This is a genomic window from Novosphingobium sp. TK46, assembly GCF_055361525.1.
Window position 1 is genome coordinate 2920461 of the sequence record NZ_CM143963.1, and the last position, 19897, is coordinate 2940357.

The following is a 19897-nucleotide window of genomic DNA, read 5'->3' on the forward strand; positions in this document are numbered from 1 at the left end:
GGTACGCCCGCAGGCTCTCCCGATCGTTCAAACCGGCGGTGTTCTCGCGAACCTTTCGCCGCCGGGGCTTCGCATGACAAGAAGGTCGAGCTGGCGGTCCGCTTACGCGCTTCCCCCGTCGGCCGGTCGCGAGATGGAACGCGAGCCAAGCCTGTCGTGCCAGGTACCCCGCGCCGGCCGCAACGTCCGCCGTGTGTTTTCCCAGGCGTTATCCCGCGCTCGCCGGCGGGTGTCGAGCCGTGCCCGCTTCGGATCTTCGCGAGGTGCGCAGAGCGGTCAGAACCCGTCGCCGATCGCCGCCAGCTTCGTCAGCTTTCCGGGTGCGACCGCATGCCATGATCGGCCCAGCCACGCCGCGATGCCGTCCCAGTCGGTATCGCCCAGATCCACGCGGATGGCGATCCAGTCGTCGCCGAAGTAGGCGGGGCGGAAATAGCGCGCGGCATCCTGCTCGATCAAATGCGCCTGCTCGTCCGCGCCGGCGATCTTGACCAGCAGGGCGGTGCGACCGTCGCCATGATGATCGGACGAAAAGTAGGCGAACTTCTTGCCCTTGACGATCCCGAAGCAGGGCATACCGTGGCTGACGATCTCGTCCGCTTGCGGCAAGGCGAGCGCGCGTTCACGCACCTGTCCCAGCAGCCAAGCGGGCGACGTCTCGCGCGCGACCAGTTCGGCGAGGCATCGCGAATAAAGCTGGTGCTCCGCGATCAGCACCCGGCCGGCCAGGGTATCGGGCGTGTCGGTCGCCATGATCGCCACCGGGGTCTGGCCCAGGATTGGGCCGCAATCGAGTTCCGCGGTGACGAGGTGAACCGTTACGCCGCCGTGGCTGTCCCCCGTCGCGATCGCACGCTCGTGCGTGTGCAGGCCGGTGTACTTGGGCAGCAGCGATGGATGGATGTTGACCATGCGTCCATCCCAGCCCGCGACGAAGCCCGGTGTCAGGATGCGCATGTACCCCGCCAACGCCACCCACTGCGCACCGCTGGCGCGAATCGCCGCGTCCATGGCTGCGTCGTGATCCTCGCGCGCCATGCCCTTGTGCGACAGCGCGAAGGTGGCGATGCCCTCGGCCTCGGCCAGTCGCAGGCCTCCCGCATCGGGCTTGTTGCTGGCGACCAGCACGATCTCATAGGGGCAATCCTGCGCCCGGCTGGCGTAGAGCAGGGCGGCCATGTTGGTGCCGCTGCCGGAGATCAGCACCGCCACCCTGGCGCGCGTTCGGCTCGAACCTTCCGGGATCACGAGCCGATGCCCTTTCGTCCCGCGACCATTGCGGCCTGGGCCTTGCGGAACCTCAGGTATGTTCCGTAAGGAATGTGCATCATGCCTGGCCCCTTCCAATCCGGCTCGCTTCGTGCGGCCTTCGTCGTGGCCGCCTGGCGCAGCCCCTATGCCTTCGCGGCGGGACGGGCAACCGCATGATCGAGGCACCGTTCAAGCCCCGGCCCGAGGACATGGCCTACTTGCGCCGGCTGGGCTGGACGCTGCTGATCGCCGCGGTGCTGCTGATGGTTTGGCGCGCGTCGGATCTGCTGCTGCTGGCGTTCGGGTCGGTATTGGGCGCGGTCATGTTCCGCAGCGCCGCGCATGCCTTGCAAAAGGCCGGCGTGCGCAACTGGAGCGTGGCGCTGGCGCTCGGCACGGGGATCGTCCTCGCGCTGTTCGGCGCCATCGGCTACCTGCTGATCGTCCAGTTCGGTACCGAGCTTGGGGCGATGCTGAGCAACCTGCCGGGCACGCTCGACAAGATCGAGCGCGGCCTTTCCGCCAGCAAGGTTGGCGCGGCGGTGGTCCAGGCGGGCGAGGCGGCGGCGGGCGGCAGCAAGATCGCCGACAGCCTGAGCGACCTGGTGCGCGGCGCGGGCGAGATCCTGCTCAACTTCGTGATCGTCATCGTCGGCGCGCTGTTCATCGCCGGCAACCCCGCGCCCTATCGCAACGCGGTGATCCTGCTGACCCCGCCGCCCGCCCGCACGACGATGGAACGCGCGCTGAACGAGATGGTGTTCGCGCTGCGCCTGTGGCTCAAGGCCAAGCTGATCACGATGATCATCATGGCGGTCATCATCGGCGGGTCGCTGTGGCTCGCCGGCCTCGAATCGTGGGCGGCGCTGGGCTTGCTGGGCGGCTTGAGCGAGTTCGTGCCCTATGTCGGCCCGGCGGTGGCGATGCTCCCCGCGATCGGTCTGGCCGCGTCGGAAAGCAGCGAAATCCTGATCCGCACCTGCATCGCCTATCTCGCGGTACGGGTGATCGAGGGCTGGCTGATGACGCCTTTCGTCAATCGCCAGGTCGTCAGCATCCCGCCCGCGCTGACGCTGTTCACGATCCTGGCGGTCGGCGCGGTGTTCGGCGTCTATGGCGTGTTCTTCGCCGGCGCGCTGCTTATCATCGCCTTCGTCGCAGTGCGCGAATTCTACCTGCGCGACACCCTGGGCGAGGATATCGAGGGTGTGCCCGGCGGCATCGACTAGGCGACGCCGCCGGGGCAGGAAGGCCTCAGGCGTCGTGGCTGGCGGTCCACGGCTCGCGGGCTGACCACGTCTCGATGCTGCCGCTGACGGTGCAACCGCGCTGGCCGGCCCGGATCTCGCCCACTCGCACCACCGTTTCGCCGGCTGCGACCAGCGCCGCAGTCACGTCGGCGACCTCGTCCGGCGCCACCGCCAGCACCATGCCGACGCCGCAGTTGAAGGTGCGGGCCATTTCCTCGGGCTCGATGTGCCCCTGTGCCTGCAGGAATGCCATCAGCCGGGGCTGGTCCCATGCATCGGCATCGACATGCGCGCGCAAACCCTCGGGCAGCACGCGCGGGATGTTCTCGAGCAAGCCGCCGCCGGTGATGTGGGCGAGGGCGTGGATCTTGCCCGTGCGCACCAGCGGCAGCAGGCTTTTGACGTAGATCCGAGTCGGCTCGATCAGCGCTTCGATCAGCAGCACGTCGGAATCGAACAGGGCCGGGCGGTTGAGCTTCCAGCCCTTGTCCGCCGCCAGCCTGCGGACCAGCGAATAGCCGTTGGAATGCACACCCGAGGAAGCGAGGCCCAGCAGCACGTCGCCGTCCGCCACCTTGTCACCGGTCAGCTGCTGCCCGCGCTCCACCGCGCCGACGCAGAAGCCGGCGAGGTCGTAGTCGCCCGGCGCGTACATGCCCGGCATCTCGGCGGTCTCGCCCCCGATCAGCGCGCAGCCGGCGATGCGGCAACCCTCGGCGATGCCGGCGACGACGCGTTCGGCGATGCCGTTCTCCAGCTTGCCGGTCGCGAAATAGTCGAGGAAGAACAGCGGCTCCGCACCCTGGACGATCAGGTCGTTCACGCACATCGCCACCAGATCGATGCCGATCGCGTCATGACGGTCATGGTCGATCGCCAGCTTGACCTTGGTGCCGACACCATCGTTGGCGGCGACCAGCAGCGGATCGGTATAGCCGGCCGCGCGCAGATCGAAGAAGCCGCCGAAGCCGCCCAGCTCGGCATCCGCACCGGGGCGCGCGGTGGCGCGGGCGAGCGGCGCGATGGCTTTTACCAGCGCGTTGCCGGCCGCGATCGAGACCCCGGCCTGGGCATAGCTGTAGGAGCCCGCAGGCGGCGTCTTTGTGGTTTCGTCTGACATAGCCAGCGCGCCTAACGCTTTACCGCTTGGATTTCCATCGGCGTTTGGGCACAAGGCCGCCGGTTCGACGATGACCAGGGCACTTTACCAACAGATCAGGCGCATACGCCTCGCCCAAGCCGGCCCGTGGGTCAAGCTGGGGGCAATGCTGGCCATCGCAGCCTTCATCAGCGCGATTTTGCTCGGCGCGCAGCAGTTGCTTGCGCAGATCGAAGGCGATCGCGGCATTCCCCCGGTGGCCAACTCGGTCGACATCCAGGTCAACGGCATTCTCGTCGATGTCACCGGCAAGACCGGGCTGGAAGCACGCACCGCGGGCTGGAAGATGGCCGAGAAGAAGGCGTGGGAAACCCTGCGCGGACCGGCGATGCCGATCGAGGCGATCGACGCGATGGTCTCGTCGGTGGTGATCGAGCGCGAGCAAATCGGCCCGCATCGCTACGTCGCGCGGCTCGGCGTCATCTTCGATCGTTCGAAGGCCGGGCAATATGTCGGCGGCGGGGCCGACGGCGTGACGCATTCGGCGCCGATGCTGGTCATTCCGGTGCTCGATTCGGGCGGCGTGCGCCAAGTCTTCGAAGTGCGCGGCGCGTGGCAAAAGGCCTGGGCGGAATTCCAGGCCTCGGCCAGTCCGGTGGACTACGTGCGCCCGGCGGGCTCCGGTGGCGAATCGCTGATCCTCAACGCCGGGCAGACGGGCCGTCGCAGCCGCCTGTGGTGGCGCACCATCCTCGACCAGTTCGATGCCGCCGACGTCGTCATTCCCGTCGCGCGGCTGGAGCGGCAGTGGCCGGGCGGGCCGGTTCGCGGGACCTTCACCGCGCGCTACGGTCCCGACAGCAAGGTGCTGGAAAGCTTCAGCATGATCGCGCGCGACGACGAGGCGCTGCCCCAGATGCTGGCGCAGGCGGTGGTGCGGATCGACGGGATCTATCGCAATGCGCTGGAACGTGGCGAGCTGACTCCCGATCCCACGCTGCTGAGTGGTCGGCTCGCCTTCGACAATGCACTGGGCGACTTGCGCTCGCGGTTGATGCGGCGCGATGTCGAAGATCGCCCGATCGTCTTGCCGGCGACACCGGCAGCCGCCGCGCCGGTGGCGACGCCCGGACCGACGACACCCGCCGCTGAAGTCCAGTCGCTGACGGTGCAGTTCGCCTCGCCCGATGCGGCGGCGGTGGATGCGGCGATGTCCGCCGTGCGCGGTTCGGCCGGCGTGCAAAGCGCGGCGACCACCAGCCTCGCGATCGGCGGCACCTCGGTGATGCGCGTGTCGGTCGCGGGTGGGCAGGGCGCGCTGATCGCCGCCTTGAAGGCGCGCGGATGGCAAGTCGCCGCGAATGGCGGCGTGCTCAGGATCAGCCGCTAGGCGGAGCGGTGCGGTGATGCGCCAGATCGCCCTGCCGCTCGCGCTTGCCGGAAGCGGCGCTTCGCGGATCGTCGTCGGCAACGCCAACGCCGCTGCGATCGAGGCGCTGTCCGACCCGTCGCGGTGGCCGTTCGGCACGGCGGTGCTGGCCGGGCCGCCGCGCTCGGGCAAGTCGCTGCTGGCGCGCTGGTTCGCGCAGGCCGGAGCCGGCGACGTGCTGGACGATGCCGAGACTTTGCCGGAAACGGAGGTTTTCCATCGCTGGAACCGGGCGCAGGAGGCGAGACGGCCGTTGCTGATCGTCACCAACGCGGCGCCCGGGCAGTGGCAGGTGGCGCTGCCCGATCTCGCATCGCGGCTCGGAGCGGCGCTGTATATTGAGATCGGCACGCCCGACGATGCGATGATGGCGGAACTGATCGCGCTGCATGCCGAGATGCGCGGCCTGGTGCTCGACCCCGCCGCGACCGACTACCTTGTACCACGCGCCGAGCGTGGCCATCTGCAGGCCGAGCACCTTGTAGCCGCGATCGATCGGTTGAGCCTTGAGCGCAAGGCGCCGGCCACGCTGTCGATCTGGCGTGAGGCATTGAACGAGACTATGGCTCAGGGTGGACACGCGGCATAGGCGCCGCTCGCCGCGGGCAAGCAGGAGATCCGAGATTCATGGCGAACGGCTTGATCGGCTATCTCGATTCGATCGTCGCACGTGATCCCGCGCCCCGCTCGCGCTGGGAGGTGCTGCTATATCCGGGGGTCTGGGCGCTGTTCTGGCATCGCGTCGCCCACCGCCTGTTCGGCATGCGCTTGTTCTTCCTCGCGCGGCTGGTGAACCACGCATCGCGAATGTTCACCGCGATCGACATTCACCCCGGTGCCACGATCGGCCGCAATTTCTTCATCGACCACGGCTTTACCGTGATCGGCGAAACGGCGGTCATCGGCGACGACGTCACGATCTATCAGGGCGTGACGCTGGGCGGCACCAATCCCACCAACGGCAAGAGCGGCAAGCGCCACCCCACGCTGGAGGACAACGTGATCGTCGGGTCGGGTGCGCAGATTCTCGGGCCGATCACCATCGGCCGGCGCGCCCGCATCGGCGCGAGCGCGGTGGTAACCGGCGACGTGCCCGAAGGCGCGACGATGATCGGCGTCAAGGCCCGCTCCACGCTGGTCGCCGCCGAGACCTGGGCGCGCGAATTCATGCCCTATGGCACCCCGTGCAAGGAGCCGTGCGAGCCATCCGGCAATGTCCGGATCGAGGTGCTGGAAGCCGAAGTCGTCCGCCTGCGCGAGCAAATGGCCGCGCTGGCCATGCCGATCGATCAGGTTGTCGCCGAGCCGCCGATGTCGGACAAGACGGGTAGTTGACGCGAGCGATGGCTGGACCCGCAACCGGTAGCCCCGGCGCTCCACCACAGGCGAACGTCATCGCCTTTCCCGGACGCCCGTTGCAAGTGGGGTTCGACCGGATCGAACTGCAACGCATCCTCGATACGTACGGACGCATGGTCGCGGCGGGCCTGTGGCGCGACTATGCGATGGATTTCAGCCGCGATGCCGCCAGCTTTGCCGCGTTCCGGCGGGCTGCGGAGCGACCACAAGCGCGCATCGAGAAACGACCGGCGCTTCGCGGCAAGCAGGGGATGTGGACCCTGTTCGGGGAAGCGGGGCAGGTGCTGAAACGCGGGCATGAACTGGCCGGAGTGCTGGTGCCGCTGGAACGCAAGCTGCTGAAGATCGTCGACGACTGAGCGCGTGCCACGCCACGTCGGTGGGGGTCACGGCCGTGGTGGTCGGCCCAGCATCTCGAGCGTGCGATAGGTCTGTTCCATGCCGTTGCCCACCGGGTGGCCGGGCTCCTGTGCGGTGATCCGGTTCCAGGCGGCCGCGACGCCCTCGACGGTGCGCGCCGCCTCGGGCAGCAGCACGCCGTCGCCCATCGTCAGCCAGGCGCCCTGGAACACGCCCGCGCCCGCGCCCAGGATCGCGCCGTCGGGAGCATCGTCGCTGACCAGGAACAGCGCGGCCGGCGTCACGTTCTCGACGGCGAAGGCCCGGAACGCGTCTTCGGGGAAGATGTCCTCGGTCATGCGGGTGCCCGCTGCCGGCGCGATCGTGTTGACCCGGATGCCGTACTTGGCGCCTTCGAGCCGCAGGGTCTGCGCCAGGCCGACCACGCCAAGTTTCGCGGCGGCGTAGTTCGCCTGCCCGAAATTGCCGCCAAGCCCTGCCGCCGAGCTGGTCATCAGCACCCGGCCATGGCGTTGCTCGCGCATGATGTTCCACACCGCCTTGGTGGCGAAGGCCGAACCGAGCAGGTGGACACGCACCACCAGCTCGAAATCGGCAGGGTCCATCTTCGCGAACGTGCGGTCGCGCAGGATGCCGGCGTTGTTGATCAGGATGTGTACGCCGCCCCAGGCCTCGACCGTCCGCGCGGCCATCGCTTCCATCTGCACATAGTCCGACACGTCGCCATGATCGGCCATCGCGATCCCGCCCGCGCTGTGGATCTCCTCGACGACGGACAACGCCGCCTGCGAGGTGCCCGCGCCATCGCGCGAAGTGCCCAGATCGTTGACCATGACTTTCGCGCCGCGCCGAGCAAGCTCCAGCGCATAGTCGCGGCCCAGCCCGTTGCCGGCCCCGGTGACGATTGCGACCCGATCGGTGAAGCGGATGTCCATCGCCCGGCGATGACATGCAGGGCGGTGTCGCACAATCGCAAAGCGAGCTTCGCGCCCGCAAGGCTCGCCGCGCGGCTTGCTCCGAATCGCGCGCGGGGCCATAGGCGGCGGCGTTCCTGCCCGTTTGCGAAAGGCCTCGGCGATGAAAGTGCGCGTCCATGTCAGCCTAAAGCCCGGCGTGCTCGACCCTCAGGGCCGGGCCATCCATCATTCGCTCGAAGGGCTGGGCTTCACCGGCGTCAACGATGTGCGCGCCGGCCGGCTGATCGAGCTCGACGTTGCCGACGACGTGGGTGACGAAGCGCTCGACGAGATGTGCCGCGAGCTGCTGGCGAACATGGTGATCGAAAACTATCGCATCGAAAAGGTGGCGCTGGCGGAGACCCGCGCGTGAGCGGCCTGCGCGCCGCGGTCATCACCTTTCCCGGATCCAACTGCGACCGCGACATGGCCGATGCGCTGGAGAAGGTCTCCGGCGCAGCGCCGCTGCGGGTCTGGCATGGCGACGCGGACCTGCCCGAACGGCTGGACTTCATCGCGCTGCCCGGTGGCTTCTCCTATGGCGACTACCTGCGTTGCGGCGCGATCGCCTCGCGCTCGCCGGTGATGCGCGCGGTGATCGCGGCGGCGGATCGCGGCGTGCCGGTGCTGGGCGTGTGCAACGGCTTCCAGGTGCTGACCGAAAGCGGACTGTTGCCCGGCGCCTTGCTGCGCAACTCGGGTATCCGCTTCGTCTGCCGCGAAGTCGCCCTCACGGTGGAGAACAATCAGTCGCTGTTCACCGCCGGGTTCGACGCGGGGCAGACGATCCGCTTGCCGGTGGCGCACCACGACGGCAATTTCTATGCCGACGACGAAACGCTCGACCGGATCGAGGGCGAAGGCCGGGTGGCGCTGCGGTATGCCGAGGATGTCAACGGTTCGGCCCGCGGAATCGCAGGTGTTCTAAACAAGGCCGGCAACGTCTTGGGCATGATGCCGCACCCCGAACGCGCGATCGAGGCCGCGCAGGGCGGCAGCGACGGGCGCGTGGTTTTCGAAAGCGCGATCAAGGGCTTGGTCGGCGCCTGAGCTGCGGCTGAAGAGCGTCTAGAACTCAGCTGGCGCTGGCGCGGCGGGCGTCGAACAGGCGGCCGGCCGCGCTCGCCGGCATCGGGCGGCCATAGTGATAGCCCTGGATCTTGCGGCAACCCAGCGCCCGGACGACATCGACCTCGGTCGGGGTCTCGACACCCTCGGCGATGGTCGACATCTCCAGGCTTTCGGCCATCGCGACGACGGCGCGGATGATCGCCAGACACTCGGCATTTCCCTCGGCGGCGCCCTGAACGAAGGTCCGGTCGATCTTAATCGTCGAGAAGCGCAAGGCGCGCAGGTATCCCAACGCCGAATAGCCGGTGCCGAAATCGTCCAGCGCGACGGTGCAGCCCAGCGCGATGACCTGCTCCAGCGCAAGCCGCGCCAGGCTGGCATCGCGCACGAAGATGCTTTCGGTGACTTCGATCTCGAGGCGCTGCGGCGCGAGGCCGCTGCTCGCCAGTGCGCTGACCACCATTTCGGGAAAATCGGCATCGAGCAGCTGCTCGCCCGAGACGTTGACCGCGATGCGGATGTGCTCGGGCCAGCGCACGGCCTCCAGGCAGGCGCGACGCAGGACCCATTCGCCGATCGGAATCACCAGCCGGGTGTCCTCGGCCACGGGAACGAACTTGGCCGGGCTGACCGAGCCGTGCACCGGACTGTTCCAGCGCAGCAGCGCTTCAAGGCTGACGATGGCTTCGCTCTCGGCATCGACCACCGGCTGGTAGTGCAGCTCGAACTCTCCCGCTTCGAGGGCGCCGCGCAAGGCTGATTCGAGCTGGCGGCGTTCCTCGGCCAGCGCGTGCAGCGTCGGTTCGTAGGTGCAGTGCACGTTGCCGCCCGCGTCCTTGGAACGATAGAGCGCAAGGTCGGCGTTGCGCATCAGTGTCTCGACGCTCGAACCATCCTGAGGCCCCATCGCCGAGCCGACCGAAGCGCCGACGAACAGCATGTGATGGCTGACCCGATACGGCTGCGACAGATCCTCGATCAGCCGCTGCGCTGCGGTTGCCACGGCGGCTTCGTCGGCGACATTGCGCATGACGACGGCAAATTCATCACCGCCCAGGCGGCAGCAGAACTGGTTTTCGTCCATCTGCTCGCGCAGGCGTTCGGACACGCGCGCCAGCAGCTGATCGCCGACCTGGTGGCCCAGCGTGTCGTTCACCGCCTTGAACCGGTCGAGATCGATCATCATGAACGCGCAGGCGGTGCCTTGCCGTTCGGCCTCGGCGAGTGCGCCCGCCAGCGTCTCCGTCAGCATCGAACGATTGGGCAGGCCGGTCAGCGCATCGTAGCGGGCGAGATAGGCGATCTTGTCCGACTTCTCGCGCTCGATGGTGACATCGGAAGCGACGCCATGGAACCCGGCATAGCGTCCATGCGGATCGTGGCGCGGGGTTCCCGACAGCTCGAACCAGCGCTGGCCATCGGCGACGGCGACATGAACTTGCAGGCCGGCGAAGGGCTCGCGACGGTGCAGCCGGTCGCCAAGATCCACCAGTGTCGCGTCGTACGGTTCGCTCACGGCATCGGACCCGGCCAGCAGGGGAATGAAAGCCTGGCCCTCGATCTCGCGCGCGTTCCGTGACAATGCCAGCGCGAACCGCGGCGAGGGTGCGCGAACGGCATGGCTGGCATCGACTTGCCACAACCACGCCGCCTCGCCTTCCTCGAACTCGCGCAGGAGCAGCGAGACGACGTCTTCCTTTTCATGCATCACCGCCACCGCATATCGGGCGGCGCGATAGCGACAGGCGTTCTGCGCGGCGCCGACGATGGTGACGAGAACCGACAGCAGCACCAGGATCGCCAGCGGCTCGTCGCCTGTCACCATGAAGCTGATGGCGTATATCACTCCCAGCACGGCGGAGAGGGTGTACGTGCTGCGCGGACGGGCGGGTAACAGGATCGCCGAGGCGCCGAGTAGCGCGGTCATCACCGACCACAACGGCACCTGCATGTCGGCGGTCGCCAGCATCAGCGGCACCGTCCAGACTGCCGCCAGCGCCAGCGCGGCGATCGATCGCGCCAGGGGGCCAGCCGAAGGACGATCCGCATGCCATGCCAGCGTCAGGCCACCAGCCAGCAAGACCAGCCATGCCAGCAGCAGCAAGGCGGAAACCTGGGCCCACAGCAGCAGCAGCGTGATCGCCGCGCAGACCCCGTGAACCACTTCACGGCCGGATCGGGCCTGGTGGACACCGCCCGGATGCGGCAACGCCCCGCGCGCCCGATCGCTCCGCCGTCGGCCGAGGCCGAACAGGGCGATCGAGGTAGCGGTGGCGCTGGCATCTGGGCCGGGCTGGGCGCTTAACGTCACTCTCCAGACGTAGCGGGAGAATGGTTAGTGCGGAGTAAACTTCACGTCATTCGACGGTGACGCTCTTCGCCAGATTGCGCGGCTGGTCGACGTCGGTGCCCTTGATGCAGGCGACGTGATAGGCGAGCAATTGCACCGGCACCGCATAGACCAGCGGGGCGATCAGGGGATGGACCTTGGGCATCTCGATGGTGGCGATGCAACCCTCGCCGGCCTCGGCAATGCCATCCGCATCGGAGATCAGGACCACCTTGCCGCCGCGTGCGCGCACTTCCTGCATGTTGCTGACGGTCTTTTCGAACAGCGGGCCGGACGGGGCGAGCACGATCACCGGCACCGCCTCGTCGATGAGTGCGATCGGCCCGTGCTTCATCTCGCCCGAGGCATAGCCCTCGGCATGGATGTAGCTGATTTCCTTGAGCTTGAGCGCGCCTTCCAGTGCCAGAGGATAGTCCGGTCCACGACCCAGATAGAGCACGTCGCGCGCCGGTGCGATGAGGTGCGCCATCGCCGCGATCTCTTCGTCGAAGGCCAGCGCGGCATTGAGGCAGGACGGCGTTTCGACCAGCTGGCGGACGATCTCGATTTCCTCGTCGCGATCGATCCGATGGCGCAGCACACCCAGATGCGCGGCCAGTGCGGCCAGCACGGCGAGCTGACAAGTAAACGCCTTGGTCGAAGCGACACCGATTTCCGGCCCGGCATGCGTGGGCAGCAGCAGGTCGGCCTCGCGGGCCATCGAACTGGTGGGCACGTTGACCACCACCGCGATCGTCTGGCCATGCGCCTTGCAGTGGCGCAGCGCAGCCAGGGTATCGGCGGTCTCGCCCGATTGCGAGATGAAGAGGGCTAGGCCGCCGGCCTCCAGCACCGGGTCGCGATAGCGGAATTCGGATGCGACATCGATATCGACCGGCAACCGCGCGAACTGCTCGAACCAGTACTTCGCGACCATGCCGGCGTAGTAGCTGGTGCCGCACGCGACGATGGTGACGCGCTTGATCTTCGACAGGTCGTAGTCGATCTGCGGCAGCGCGACCGACTGGTCGATCTGGCGGATGTAGCTGCGCAGGGTCTGCGCCACCACGGTCGGCTGCTCGTAGATCTCCTTCTGCATGAAATGGCGGTAATTGCCTTTCTCGATCGCCACGGCGGATGCGCCCGAGGCGACGATCTCGCGCGTGACCGCGTGGTTTGAGGCATCGTACACTTGCGCGCCATCGCGCGTGATGACGACCCAGTCGCCTTCCTCGAGGTAGCTGATGCGCTGGGTCAGCGGGGCCAGAGCCAGCGCGTCGGACCCGAGATAGGTTTCACCCTCGCCATAGCCGACGACCAGCGGCGAGCCGAGCCGGGCACCGATGAGCATGTCGGGAAAGCGACGGAACGCGATCGCCAGGGCAAAGGCGCCGCGCAACTCGGGCAGGGCCTCGCGAACGGCCTGCTGGGGCGACAATCCGCCCTCGATCAACTCCGAGATCAGATGCGCGACCACTTCGCTATCCGTCTGGCTTTCGAAATGGCGACCGCGCGCTTCGAGTCCGTCGCGAAGCTGTTTGAAATTCTCGATGATGCCGTTGTGCACCAGCGCCAGCTCGGATGTCGCATGGGGGTGGGCATTAGCGGCGGTCGGCGCGCCATGAGTCGCCCAGCGGGTATGCGCAATGCCGGTCGAGCCGGGAGCTGGGTTGGCCGCGACTTCCTTGACGAGATTGAGCAGCTTGCCCTGCGCGCGGCGGCGGACCAGCTCGCCATCGAACAGCGTGCATACGCCCGCGCTGTCATAGCCGCGATATTCCATCCGGCGCAGGCCGTCGACCAACCTGTCCGCCACGTCTTCCTTGCCGACGATGCCGATGATGCCGCACATGATTGATTACGCTTTCGCTGGAATGGGACTTGAAGACACGAACGGTATGACGGCGGTAGTTCCGAAACCTTGGCGTTTACTAAAACGGTGCGGGTTTCGTTGGGGTTACGGGTTCATTACAAGCTCGATAGACCGGGCGATCGGCTCAGTCGTCACCGCTGATCATCGCGCCCAGGCCACCTAGTGCACCTAGCCCCAGCAGCGTGCCTTCGCCGCGGTTCTGGCCGCCCACCGGCATCGCCGCCGCCAGCATCCGTCCAGCCAGGCGCGAGAATGGCAGCGACTGGATCCACACCTTGCCCGGCCCGCGCAGTCGCGCGAAGAACACGCCCTCGCCGCCGAACATCATCGACTTGATCGAACCGGCGCGGATCACGTCGAAGTCGATCCCTTGCGTGAACGCGGCGACGCAGCCGGTGTCGACATGCAGTTCCTCGTCCGGTGCCAGTTCGCGCTCGATCACGGTGCCGCCCATCTGGACGAAGACCCAGCCATCGCCGTCGAGCCGCTGCATCACGAAGCCTTCGCCGCCGAACAGCCCGGTCAGGATCTTCTGCTGGAAATGGATGCCGATCGAGACGCCGCGCGCCGCGCACAGGAAGGCGTCCTTCTGGCAGATCAGCGTGCCGCCGACGCTGTCGAGCTTGAGCGCAACGATCGCGCCGGGGATCGGTGAGGCGAAGGCGACTCGCGCCTTGCCGCTGCCCTGATGCGTGAAGACCGTGGTGAACAGGCTTTCGCCGGTCACGAGCCGCTTGCCCGCACCCAGCAGCTTGCCCATGAATCCGCCGCCTTGCTGCGCGGCCGAGCCGTCACCGAACACCGATGTCATGTCGATGCTGGCGTCTTTCCAGACCATCGCGCCGGCTTCGGCGACCGCGCTTTCGCCGGGATCGAGCTCGATCTCGACGAACTGCAGTTCCTGTCCCTTGATCTCGAAATCGATGTCGTCGCCCAGCGCGGTGTTGCGGCTGTGGCTCCACGGATTGTTCGGCATGGGTCGTTCCTCGCAAAGAGACTTAGCTGGACTTCTCGGCCTTCTTTTTCTTCATCGCGTCGTGGAAGCTGTCGGCCCAGCCGGGCTTCACCAGCTGTTCGGCGCGCACGAGGCGAAGTTCGCCATCGCCGACGTCGCGGCTCACCGCGCTGCCCGCGCCGACGATCGCATCCGCGCCGATCCGTACCGGCGCGATCAGGCAGCTGTTAGAGCCGATGAAGGCCCGCGCGCCGATCACCGTCCTGTGCTTGAAATACCCATCGTAATTACAGGTGATCGTGCCTGCGCCGATGTTCGCGCCGGCGCCGACGTCCGCATCGCCCAGATAGGTGAGGTGATTGGCTTTCGCTCCTTCGCCCAATACCGCGTTCTTCATCTCGACGAAATTGCCGACGCGCGAATTCGCCTTGAGCACCGCGCCGGGCCGCAGCCGCGCATAGGGCCCGATCGAGACGCCGCTTTCCAGCGTCGCCCCTTCGAGATGAGAAAAAGCGTGGATGACAACGCCGTCGGCTACGGTGACGCCGGGGCCGAACACGACGTTGGGCTCCACCGTCACGTCGCGGCCCAGCTTCGTATCCCACGAGAACCACACCGTCTCGGGCGCGATCAGCGTCGCCCCATCGGCCATCGCCTGTTTGCGGCGCCGAGTCTGCCAGCGCGCTTCGGCCTGCGCCAGTTCACCGCGGGCATTGATGCCGGCGACTTCGTCAGCATCGTCGGTCGTGACCACCGCGCAGAACCGTCCGTCCTGGTTGGCGATGTTGACGATGTCGGTGAGGTAATATTCGCCTTGGCTGTTGTCGTTGCCGACGCGTTCGAGCAGCGCGAACAAGTCCGCCGAGCGCACCGCCATCAGGCCCGAATTGCACAGACGCACCTGGCGCTGCTCGGGCGTCGCATCCTTGTGCTCGACCATCGCCCGGATACGATCGCCGTCGGCGATGACGCGACCGTATTGCAGCGTGTCGTCAGGCTCGAAGCCCAGGACGACGATCGGCGGTTCCTCGGGGCCATGCAGTCGCTCCAGCATCGCCTGCATCGTTTCGGCGCGAACGAAGGGGACATCACCATAAAGAATCAGCACATCGCCATCGAAATCCGCCAGCGCCGCTTTCGCCTGCAGCACCGCGTGACCGGTTCCCAGTTGCGGTTCCTGAAGCGCGATCGTCGCGCGTCCGGCCAGCGCCCGTTCCAGTTGCTCGCGACCATGCCCCGCAACCACTACCTGGCGTTGCGGAGAAAGCTCGGCTGCGCTCGCCAGCAAATGTTCCAGCATCGGTCGGCCCGCGATGGGGTGGAGCACCTTGTGCAGATCGCTTTTCATCCGCGTGCCCTTGCCAGCGGCGAGAACGACAGTTGCGAGCGGCCGGCGGGCGGACGGCGATACGGCAGTGGTCATGCCTGCCGTTTGCCAGCAAATGCTTGCCGTTTCCACCACTAGCGACCACTTGACGCGACCTATGACGAACTTCCCTTTCGCGATCGTCGGCTTCGACCTCGACGGCACCTTGCTGGACACCCATGGCGATCTGGCCGAGGCGGTGAACCACACGCTTGGCCTTGAGGGACGTCCGTCGATAGAGCCGGGCGAGGTGCGCCATCTCGTCGGCGCAGGGTCTCGCAAGATGCTGGAACGCGCGCTCGCGTTCAGCCAGGTTGAGGTATCGTCGGCGCGGTTCGATGAACTGTTCGCGGCGCTGCTCAGCTATTACGAGGCGAACATCGCGCGCCACACCCGGCTGTTTCCTGGTGGCGCGGCGATGCTGGACGATCTTGCGGCAAAAGGCGTGAAGCTGGCTGTCGCAACCAACAAGCTGGAACATCTGGCGGTGAAGTTGCTGCGCGAACTGGGTCTTGCCGACCGCTTCTACACCATCATCGGCGGCGACACCCTGGGACCAGGACGGGCCAAGCCGGCGCCGGACATGCTGCATGAGATGGTCGCGCGCGGGGGAGGGGGCAGGGCGGCTTTCGTCGGGGACAGCACGTTCGATACCGCGTCCGCCCGCGCCGCCGGCTTGCCCTGCGTCGCGGTCAGCTTCGGCTTCAACGACGTGCCGCCCGACCGACTGGGCGCCGACGTGGTGATCGATCACTACGACCGCTTGGTGGACACGCTCGCCGGCCTCTGACCCACAGGCAGGCGCTTGCGTCTGGTCCGGCTCCGTGCGACCCCGCTCGCAAACGTCAATCTGGGAGACGAGACGATGCCGACACCGGGTGAAAAGCTGCGTGCGCTGATCGAGAACGGCGAGCATTTCGTTGCCGCCGAAGCCTATAGCGCGATTACCGGTCGCGCGGTGCAGCATGTCGGTTTCAAGGCGGCCTACATGGGTGGTCATGCCTGTTCCGCATTCCATTATGCAGTGCCCGACAACGGCATCTTCAGCCAGGTCGAGATGATCGATCAGGCCGGCCGCGTCGCGCAGGCCATCGATATCCCGCTTGTCGCGGATGCCGATACCCTGGGCGAGACGGTGGCCGATGCTTTCCACTTCACGCGCCGGTACGTCGCTGCCGGGATCGCGGGCTATCACGTCGAGGACGAGGTCAATCCCAAGCACTCCAAGCACGTCAACGGCCTCTGCTCGATCGAGGACATGCAACTCAGGATCGAGGCGGGCGTGAAGGGGCGCGGCGACTCCGGCTTCGTCATCATCGCGCGCTGCGACGAACTCTACACCAACGCCAACGGTGGCGGTGGTACCGGTTCGCTCGACGAGGCCGTGCGGCGCGCGCACGCCTATGCGGAGGCTGGTGCGGATGCGATCGTCTTTGCCAGCGCGCCGCCAGAACAGCAGTTGCAGCTGATCCCGCAGATGAAGATCCCGGTGTGTACCCTCGGCTTCAACCTGCCGAATACCGCTTTCACGCTGTCGACCGGCTGGGGCTGGGTGTCGGCGACCGTGAACCACCTCAAGATGGCGCGCGAACTGATGGAGACGGGTTCGGTCGCCAGCGCGATGGATGCATTCACGAACTTCCCCGAGAAATACGACCTAATCGACCAGAAGCTCTACGACGACCTGATCGTCGACTGGGCCGAGCGGACCGGCCGACCCACCCGACCCAACCACGCCCGCTGACGCCTACGGCTGGCCGGCCGGTTCTACACCGACGGGCAGCACCAGCACTTCCAGCGCGGCCGCGGGATCGAGATAGCGCGCGGCCATCGCCTGCAGGTCGCTCGCATTGATCGCCTGCAAGCGGTCGCGTGCCTTGGCGTAGCGATCTATGCGATCCGCTTCGCTTTGCGCACGGCTGACCAAGCCGCTCCAGCCCTCGTTCGATTTCAGCGCGTTCTGGAACGCTTCGATCAGTGGCTGGCGGGCGCGCTGAAGAATGTCCGCAGTCACCGGCGTAGTGCGCAGATCGGCCAGCGCCTGGGCGATCGCCGCACGCGTCGCGGCGACATCGCGCACGTCGATCGAAGCGGCGATGCCGAAGGTTCCGTAACCCTTCCAGGTATGCGACATCGCGCTTGCGGCGCTGGGGGAATAGGACTTGCCCAGGGCTTCGCGCAAGCTGTCGGTCAGTTCGATCCGCACCACGCGTTCGAGCAGTTCGAGCTTGAGCGTTTCCAGCGGATCGCCGTCGTCGCGGGTTGGCCAGGTCAGCCGTAGCAGGGCCTGGTCGGCAGGACCGGAATGATGAATGACCCGGGGATGCCGGTCGGCGGTGAACGGCCGGCTCTCGACCAGCCGCGCGGCGAAAGCTGGCTCGCGCGCGGGAAGTGCGCCGAATGTCGAAGCGACGGCTGCGATCGCCTGATCCTCGTCGAAGTCGCCGACCAGCCCGATCTCGATCGCGCCATGGGCAAAGTGCCCGGCGACATCCTGCTTCAGCTTCTCGAAGGTCAGCGCGCGATAAGCGCTTACGTCCTGCAACGTGAATCGGGGATCGCGATCGGACAGGATCCCGCCCAGGTCCGCGCGCAAGGCCGAGCTTGGCGTGGCGCGCAATTGCTCGAAATAGTTGTTCATGCTGTGCCGGTACTGAACCTCGCCCTCGCGGCGAAAGCCGGGATCGGTGAGGAATGCGGCCCATAGCTGCAATTGTAGCTTCAGGTCGCGCGGGGTGGTCAATGCATTGGCATCGAAGCTCAGGTCACCGCTACCAAAGCTGTCGTTGACGCTGCGACCGGCAAGAATGGTCTGCAAGTCGTCGGCGCTGTGCTTGCCAAGGCCGCCCTCGTCGAGAAACGGCAGCATCTCGGTGGCGAGCGGGTTGGCCTTGGTATCCAGCCGATCTCCGCCATCGATGGACAGGCTGGCCCGCGCGCGATCCGCTTCCAGCGCGGTCTTCTTCAGATTGAGCATCACGCCATTGGCGAAACGCAACTCGCGGATGCCCAGCGCTTGCTCGCGATTGTCCGAAACCACTGTGCCGGCGCTGCCGAAATTCGTGTAGGCGAATTCGGTGGCTGTCGCGCCCTGCTGTCGTGCGATGGAGGCCGACATACCCCCGTCCCAGGCCGCGCGGATCGCCTTTGCGCCGCCGATCGGTTCGAAGCGACCCCGGAACCGTATCAGCGGATCGTCGAGAACGACCGCTTCACGCTGCATGGCGGCCAGCACGGCCTCGGGCGTGATCTGCGGGGCGAGCGCCTGAAACCGGGCAAGGGCGTCGGAGGGCAATACCGGGACGTTCCGATCCGAAACCAGCGCAAGCGCGGCGGCGACCAGTTGCGCGTTGCTGCGTGTCTCCGATGAAGCCGCCGCGTTTTCCAGCGCCGTGCGCAGCCCCGCGATCTGTTCGGCCACCTCAGGAGCGGTAAAGCCGAATGCCAAGGCCCGGCGATATTCGGCTGCGGCCGCGATCACGCCGCGGCGCCACTTGCGATCGACGGTGTCGACGATCAACCGCGTCGATCGCCCACTCTCGAACACGTCGCCCGTCCCAAACCCGGCCCCCCGAAAAGGCGGATCGGATTGTCGCGTCACCCGCAGCAAGCGGCGATTGACGATGTCGTAGCCGACCTTGCGTAGAAGGTTCTCGCGTCGCGTGGCGATGCTGTCCGGCTCGTCCAACCAGGCGCCATTGCGCAGCAAGGTCACCCGCTCGGACAGGGCGGGATCGACATAGACCGCGGTTCGGTGATGGTCCTGCACAAGGATCGGACCCGCCGCAGGCTGGGTTCTTGACCGGGCTGCAGCCCAGCCCTCGAAGTGCGTCTTGATCTGTTGCTCGACCACGGCGGGGTCAAGGTCTCCGACCACGACCAGCGTCGTCTTGGCAGGAACGTATTCGCGCTCGTAAAAGGCCCGAAGACGCCGCGCGTTAGCCGCGTTCAACGTCTTGGCGGTACCGATCGGAAATCGGGTGGCAAAACGGGATCGCGGGTAGAAGAAGTCGGTGTTGGCTATCGTATCGCGCAGTTGCCAGGTGTTGCGATCACGCATTTCGGACAGGATCACACCGCGCTCCCGGCTGATCCCCTGCGGCGTCAGCAACAACTCGCTCGCCGTCTCGCGCATCAGCATCAGCGCGGTGTCCAGCAAGGCCGGTTCGGCGGTCGGCAGGTCCAGCTTGTATTGCGTGCGATCGAAACTGGTCGAAGCGTTGGTGTCGGCACCGAACGCTAGGCCATGGCGTTCCAGCAGGCGCACCATCTCGCCCTCGGCCACGCGGGTGCTGCCGTTGAACGCCATATGTTCGAGGAAGTGGGCGTAGCCACGCTCGCTCTTGCGTTCATCGAGCGAGCCTACCGCCACGTCCATCCGCACCAGCGCTGTCCCGGCGGGCGTCGCGTTATGCCTCACGATGTAGCGCAGGCCGTTCGCCAAGCGGCCATAACGAAACGATGGATCGGGGCGAAGATCGCTATGCTCGAAGGCCCACTGATCGTCGCGCGCGGCCCGACTCGTATCGCGCGAAGCGGCAGGAGGCGCGGCCAAACCTGCGAGCGCGAGCGCGACTGCCAGGGTACCAGCCAAGTCGC

General features: G+C 66.8%; 17 protein-coding genes. 9 read left to right on the top strand and 8 right to left on the bottom strand.

All coding sequences use genetic code 11. The features are described from left to right. Window positions 1-276 precede the first annotated feature (276 nt). Window positions 277-1248 carry a phosphoribosylglycinamide formyltransferase gene (purN, locus tag ACXJ1Z_RS14030; protein ID WP_463777454.1) on the bottom strand — a complete coding sequence of 324 codons (972 nt, stop codon included), beginning with the start codon at window positions 1246-1248 and terminating at the stop codon, window positions 277-279. A gap of 176 nt (window positions 1249-1424) precedes the next feature. On the opposite strand from purN, the gene ACXJ1Z_RS14035 reads away from it, so the two are divergent. Next, a complete protein-coding gene (locus tag ACXJ1Z_RS14035) occupies window positions 1425-2480 on the top strand; it encodes an AI-2E family transporter (RefSeq protein WP_463777456.1) in 1056 nt (351 codons plus the stop codon). 25 nt (window positions 2481-2505) lie between these two features. On the opposite strand, the gene purM is transcribed toward ACXJ1Z_RS14035, so the two are convergent. Continuing rightward, complete coding sequence (gene purM, locus ACXJ1Z_RS14040) at window positions 2506-3621, bottom strand: phosphoribosylformylglycinamidine cyclo-ligase (RefSeq protein WP_463777457.1); 1116 nt, start codon at window positions 3619-3621, stop codon at window positions 2506-2508. Between the two features lie 145 nt (window positions 3622-3766). On the opposite strand from purM, the gene ACXJ1Z_RS14045 reads away from it, so the two are divergent. The 4 genes from ACXJ1Z_RS14045 to ACXJ1Z_RS14060 are packed head-to-tail and all read left to right on the top strand — an operon-like array spanning window position 3767 to window position 6747. Further along, window positions 3767-4990: a heavy-metal-associated domain-containing protein gene (locus tag ACXJ1Z_RS14045; RefSeq protein ID WP_463777458.1), complete on the top strand. Its 1224-nt coding sequence runs from the start codon at window positions 3767-3769 to the stop codon at window positions 4988-4990. Window positions 4991-5006: 16 nt separating this feature from the next. Then, window positions 5007-5618, top strand: coding sequence for a P-loop NTPase family protein (locus ACXJ1Z_RS14050; RefSeq protein ID WP_463777460.1), 612 nt, complete (start codon window positions 5007-5009; stop codon window positions 5616-5618). Between the two features lie 38 nt (window positions 5619-5656). Beyond that, on the top strand, window positions 5657-6364 hold the full coding sequence (epsC, locus tag ACXJ1Z_RS14055; RefSeq protein ID WP_463777461.1) for a serine O-acetyltransferase EpsC: 708 nt from the start codon (window positions 5657-5659) through the stop codon (window positions 6362-6364). An 8-nt stretch (window positions 6365-6372) separates the two neighbouring features. Next, the gene (locus ACXJ1Z_RS14060; RefSeq protein ID WP_463777462.1) at window positions 6373-6747 is read left to right on the top strand and encodes a DUF2794 domain-containing protein; all 375 of its coding nucleotides are present in this window, start codon (window positions 6373-6375) and stop codon (window positions 6745-6747) included. 27 nt (window positions 6748-6774) lie between these two features. Here the strand turns inward: ACXJ1Z_RS14060 and ACXJ1Z_RS14065 are convergent, their stop codons facing one another. Then, complete coding sequence (locus ACXJ1Z_RS14065; RefSeq protein WP_463777464.1) at window positions 6775-7683, bottom strand: SDR family NAD(P)-dependent oxidoreductase; 909 nt, start codon at window positions 7681-7683, stop codon at window positions 6775-6777. 142 nt (window positions 7684-7825) lie between these two features. Between ACXJ1Z_RS14065 and purS the strand changes: the two genes are divergently transcribed. Further along, a complete protein-coding gene (purS, locus tag ACXJ1Z_RS14070) occupies window positions 7826-8077 on the top strand; it encodes a phosphoribosylformylglycinamidine synthase subunit PurS (protein ID WP_463777465.1) in 252 nt (83 codons plus the stop codon). 5 nt (window positions 8078-8082) lie between these two features. Then, entirely contained in the window at window positions 8083-8754 is a 672-nt protein-coding gene (gene purQ, locus ACXJ1Z_RS14075) for a phosphoribosylformylglycinamidine synthase subunit PurQ (RefSeq protein WP_463781258.1), read from the top strand. Window positions 8755-8779: 25 nt separating this feature from the next. On the opposite strand, the gene ACXJ1Z_RS14080 is transcribed toward purQ, so the two are convergent. From ACXJ1Z_RS14080 to glmU, 4 genes are all read right to left on the bottom strand, one after another. After that, on the bottom strand, window positions 8780-11086 hold the full coding sequence (locus ACXJ1Z_RS14080) for a putative bifunctional diguanylate cyclase/phosphodiesterase (RefSeq protein WP_463777467.1): 2307 nt from the start codon (window positions 11084-11086) through the stop codon (window positions 8780-8782). A 46-nt stretch (window positions 11087-11132) separates the two neighbouring features. Next, complete coding sequence (glmS, locus tag ACXJ1Z_RS14085; protein WP_463777469.1) at window positions 11133-12956, bottom strand: glutamine--fructose-6-phosphate transaminase (isomerizing); 1824 nt, start codon at window positions 12954-12956, stop codon at window positions 11133-11135. 145 nt (window positions 12957-13101) lie between these two features. Then, window positions 13102-13953, bottom strand: a complete 852-nt coding sequence (locus ACXJ1Z_RS14090) for a TIGR00266 family protein (RefSeq protein WP_463777471.1) — start codon at window positions 13951-13953, stop codon at window positions 13102-13104. 22 nt (window positions 13954-13975) lie between these two features. Continuing rightward, window positions 13976-15355 (bottom strand): bifunctional UDP-N-acetylglucosamine diphosphorylase/glucosamine-1-phosphate N-acetyltransferase GlmU, encoded by a 1380-nt coding sequence (gene glmU / locus ACXJ1Z_RS14095; protein ID WP_463777473.1) that lies wholly within the window; start codon window positions 15353-15355, stop codon window positions 13976-13978. 61 nt (window positions 15356-15416) lie between these two features. On the opposite strand from glmU, the gene ACXJ1Z_RS14100 reads away from it, so the two are divergent. Next, a complete protein-coding gene (locus tag ACXJ1Z_RS14100) occupies window positions 15417-16088 on the top strand; it encodes an HAD-IA family hydrolase (protein WP_463777474.1) in 672 nt (223 codons plus the stop codon). A 75-nt stretch (window positions 16089-16163) separates the two neighbouring features. After that, window positions 16164-17042, top strand: a complete 879-nt coding sequence (locus ACXJ1Z_RS14105; RefSeq protein WP_463777476.1) for an isocitrate lyase/PEP mutase family protein — start codon at window positions 16164-16166, stop codon at window positions 17040-17042. Window positions 17043-17045: 3 nt separating this feature from the next. Here ACXJ1Z_RS14105 and ACXJ1Z_RS14110 read toward each other — a convergent pair whose 3' ends face one another. Further along, entirely contained in the window at window positions 17046-19892 is a 2847-nt protein-coding gene (locus tag ACXJ1Z_RS14110) for a M16 family metallopeptidase (protein ID WP_463777478.1), read from the bottom strand. Window positions 19893-19897: the final 5 nt, after the last annotated feature.

Coding starts and splice junctions, on each gene's coding strand:
- ACXJ1Z_RS14035 (WP_463777456.1), top strand. CDS start 1,425: ATGATCGAGGCACCGTTCAAGCCCCGGCCCGAGGACATGGCCTACTTG.
- purM (WP_463777457.1), bottom strand. CDS start 3,621: ATGTCAGACGAAACCACAAAGACGCCGCCTGCGGGCTCCTACAGCTAT.
- ACXJ1Z_RS14045 (WP_463777458.1), top strand. CDS start 3,767: ATGCTGGCCATCGCAGCCTTCATCAGCGCGATTTTGCTCGGCGCGCAG.
- ACXJ1Z_RS14050 (WP_463777460.1), top strand. CDS start 5,007: ATGCGCCAGATCGCCCTGCCGCTCGCGCTTGCCGGAAGCGGCGCTTCG.
- epsC (WP_463777461.1), top strand. CDS start 5,657: ATGGCGAACGGCTTGATCGGCTATCTCGATTCGATCGTCGCACGTGAT.
- ACXJ1Z_RS14060 (WP_463777462.1), top strand. CDS start 6,373: ATGGCTGGACCCGCAACCGGTAGCCCCGGCGCTCCACCACAGGCGAAC.
- ACXJ1Z_RS14065 (WP_463777464.1), bottom strand. CDS start 7,683: ATGGACATCCGCTTCACCGATCGGGTCGCAATCGTCACCGGGGCCGGC.
- purS (WP_463777465.1), top strand. CDS start 7,826: ATGAAAGTGCGCGTCCATGTCAGCCTAAAGCCCGGCGTGCTCGACCCT.
- glmS (WP_463777469.1), bottom strand. CDS start 12,956: ATGTGCGGCATCATCGGCATCGTCGGCAAGGAAGACGTGGCGGACAGG.
- ACXJ1Z_RS14090 (WP_463777471.1), bottom strand. CDS start 13,953: ATGCCGAACAATCCGTGGAGCCACAGCCGCAACACCGCGCTGGGCGAC.
- glmU (WP_463777473.1), bottom strand. CDS start 15,355: ATGACCACTGCCGTATCGCCGTCCGCCCGCCGGCCGCTCGCAACTGTC.
- ACXJ1Z_RS14100 (WP_463777474.1), top strand. CDS start 15,417: ATGACGAACTTCCCTTTCGCGATCGTCGGCTTCGACCTCGACGGCACC.
- ACXJ1Z_RS14105 (WP_463777476.1), top strand. CDS start 16,164: ATGCCGACACCGGGTGAAAAGCTGCGTGCGCTGATCGAGAACGGCGAG.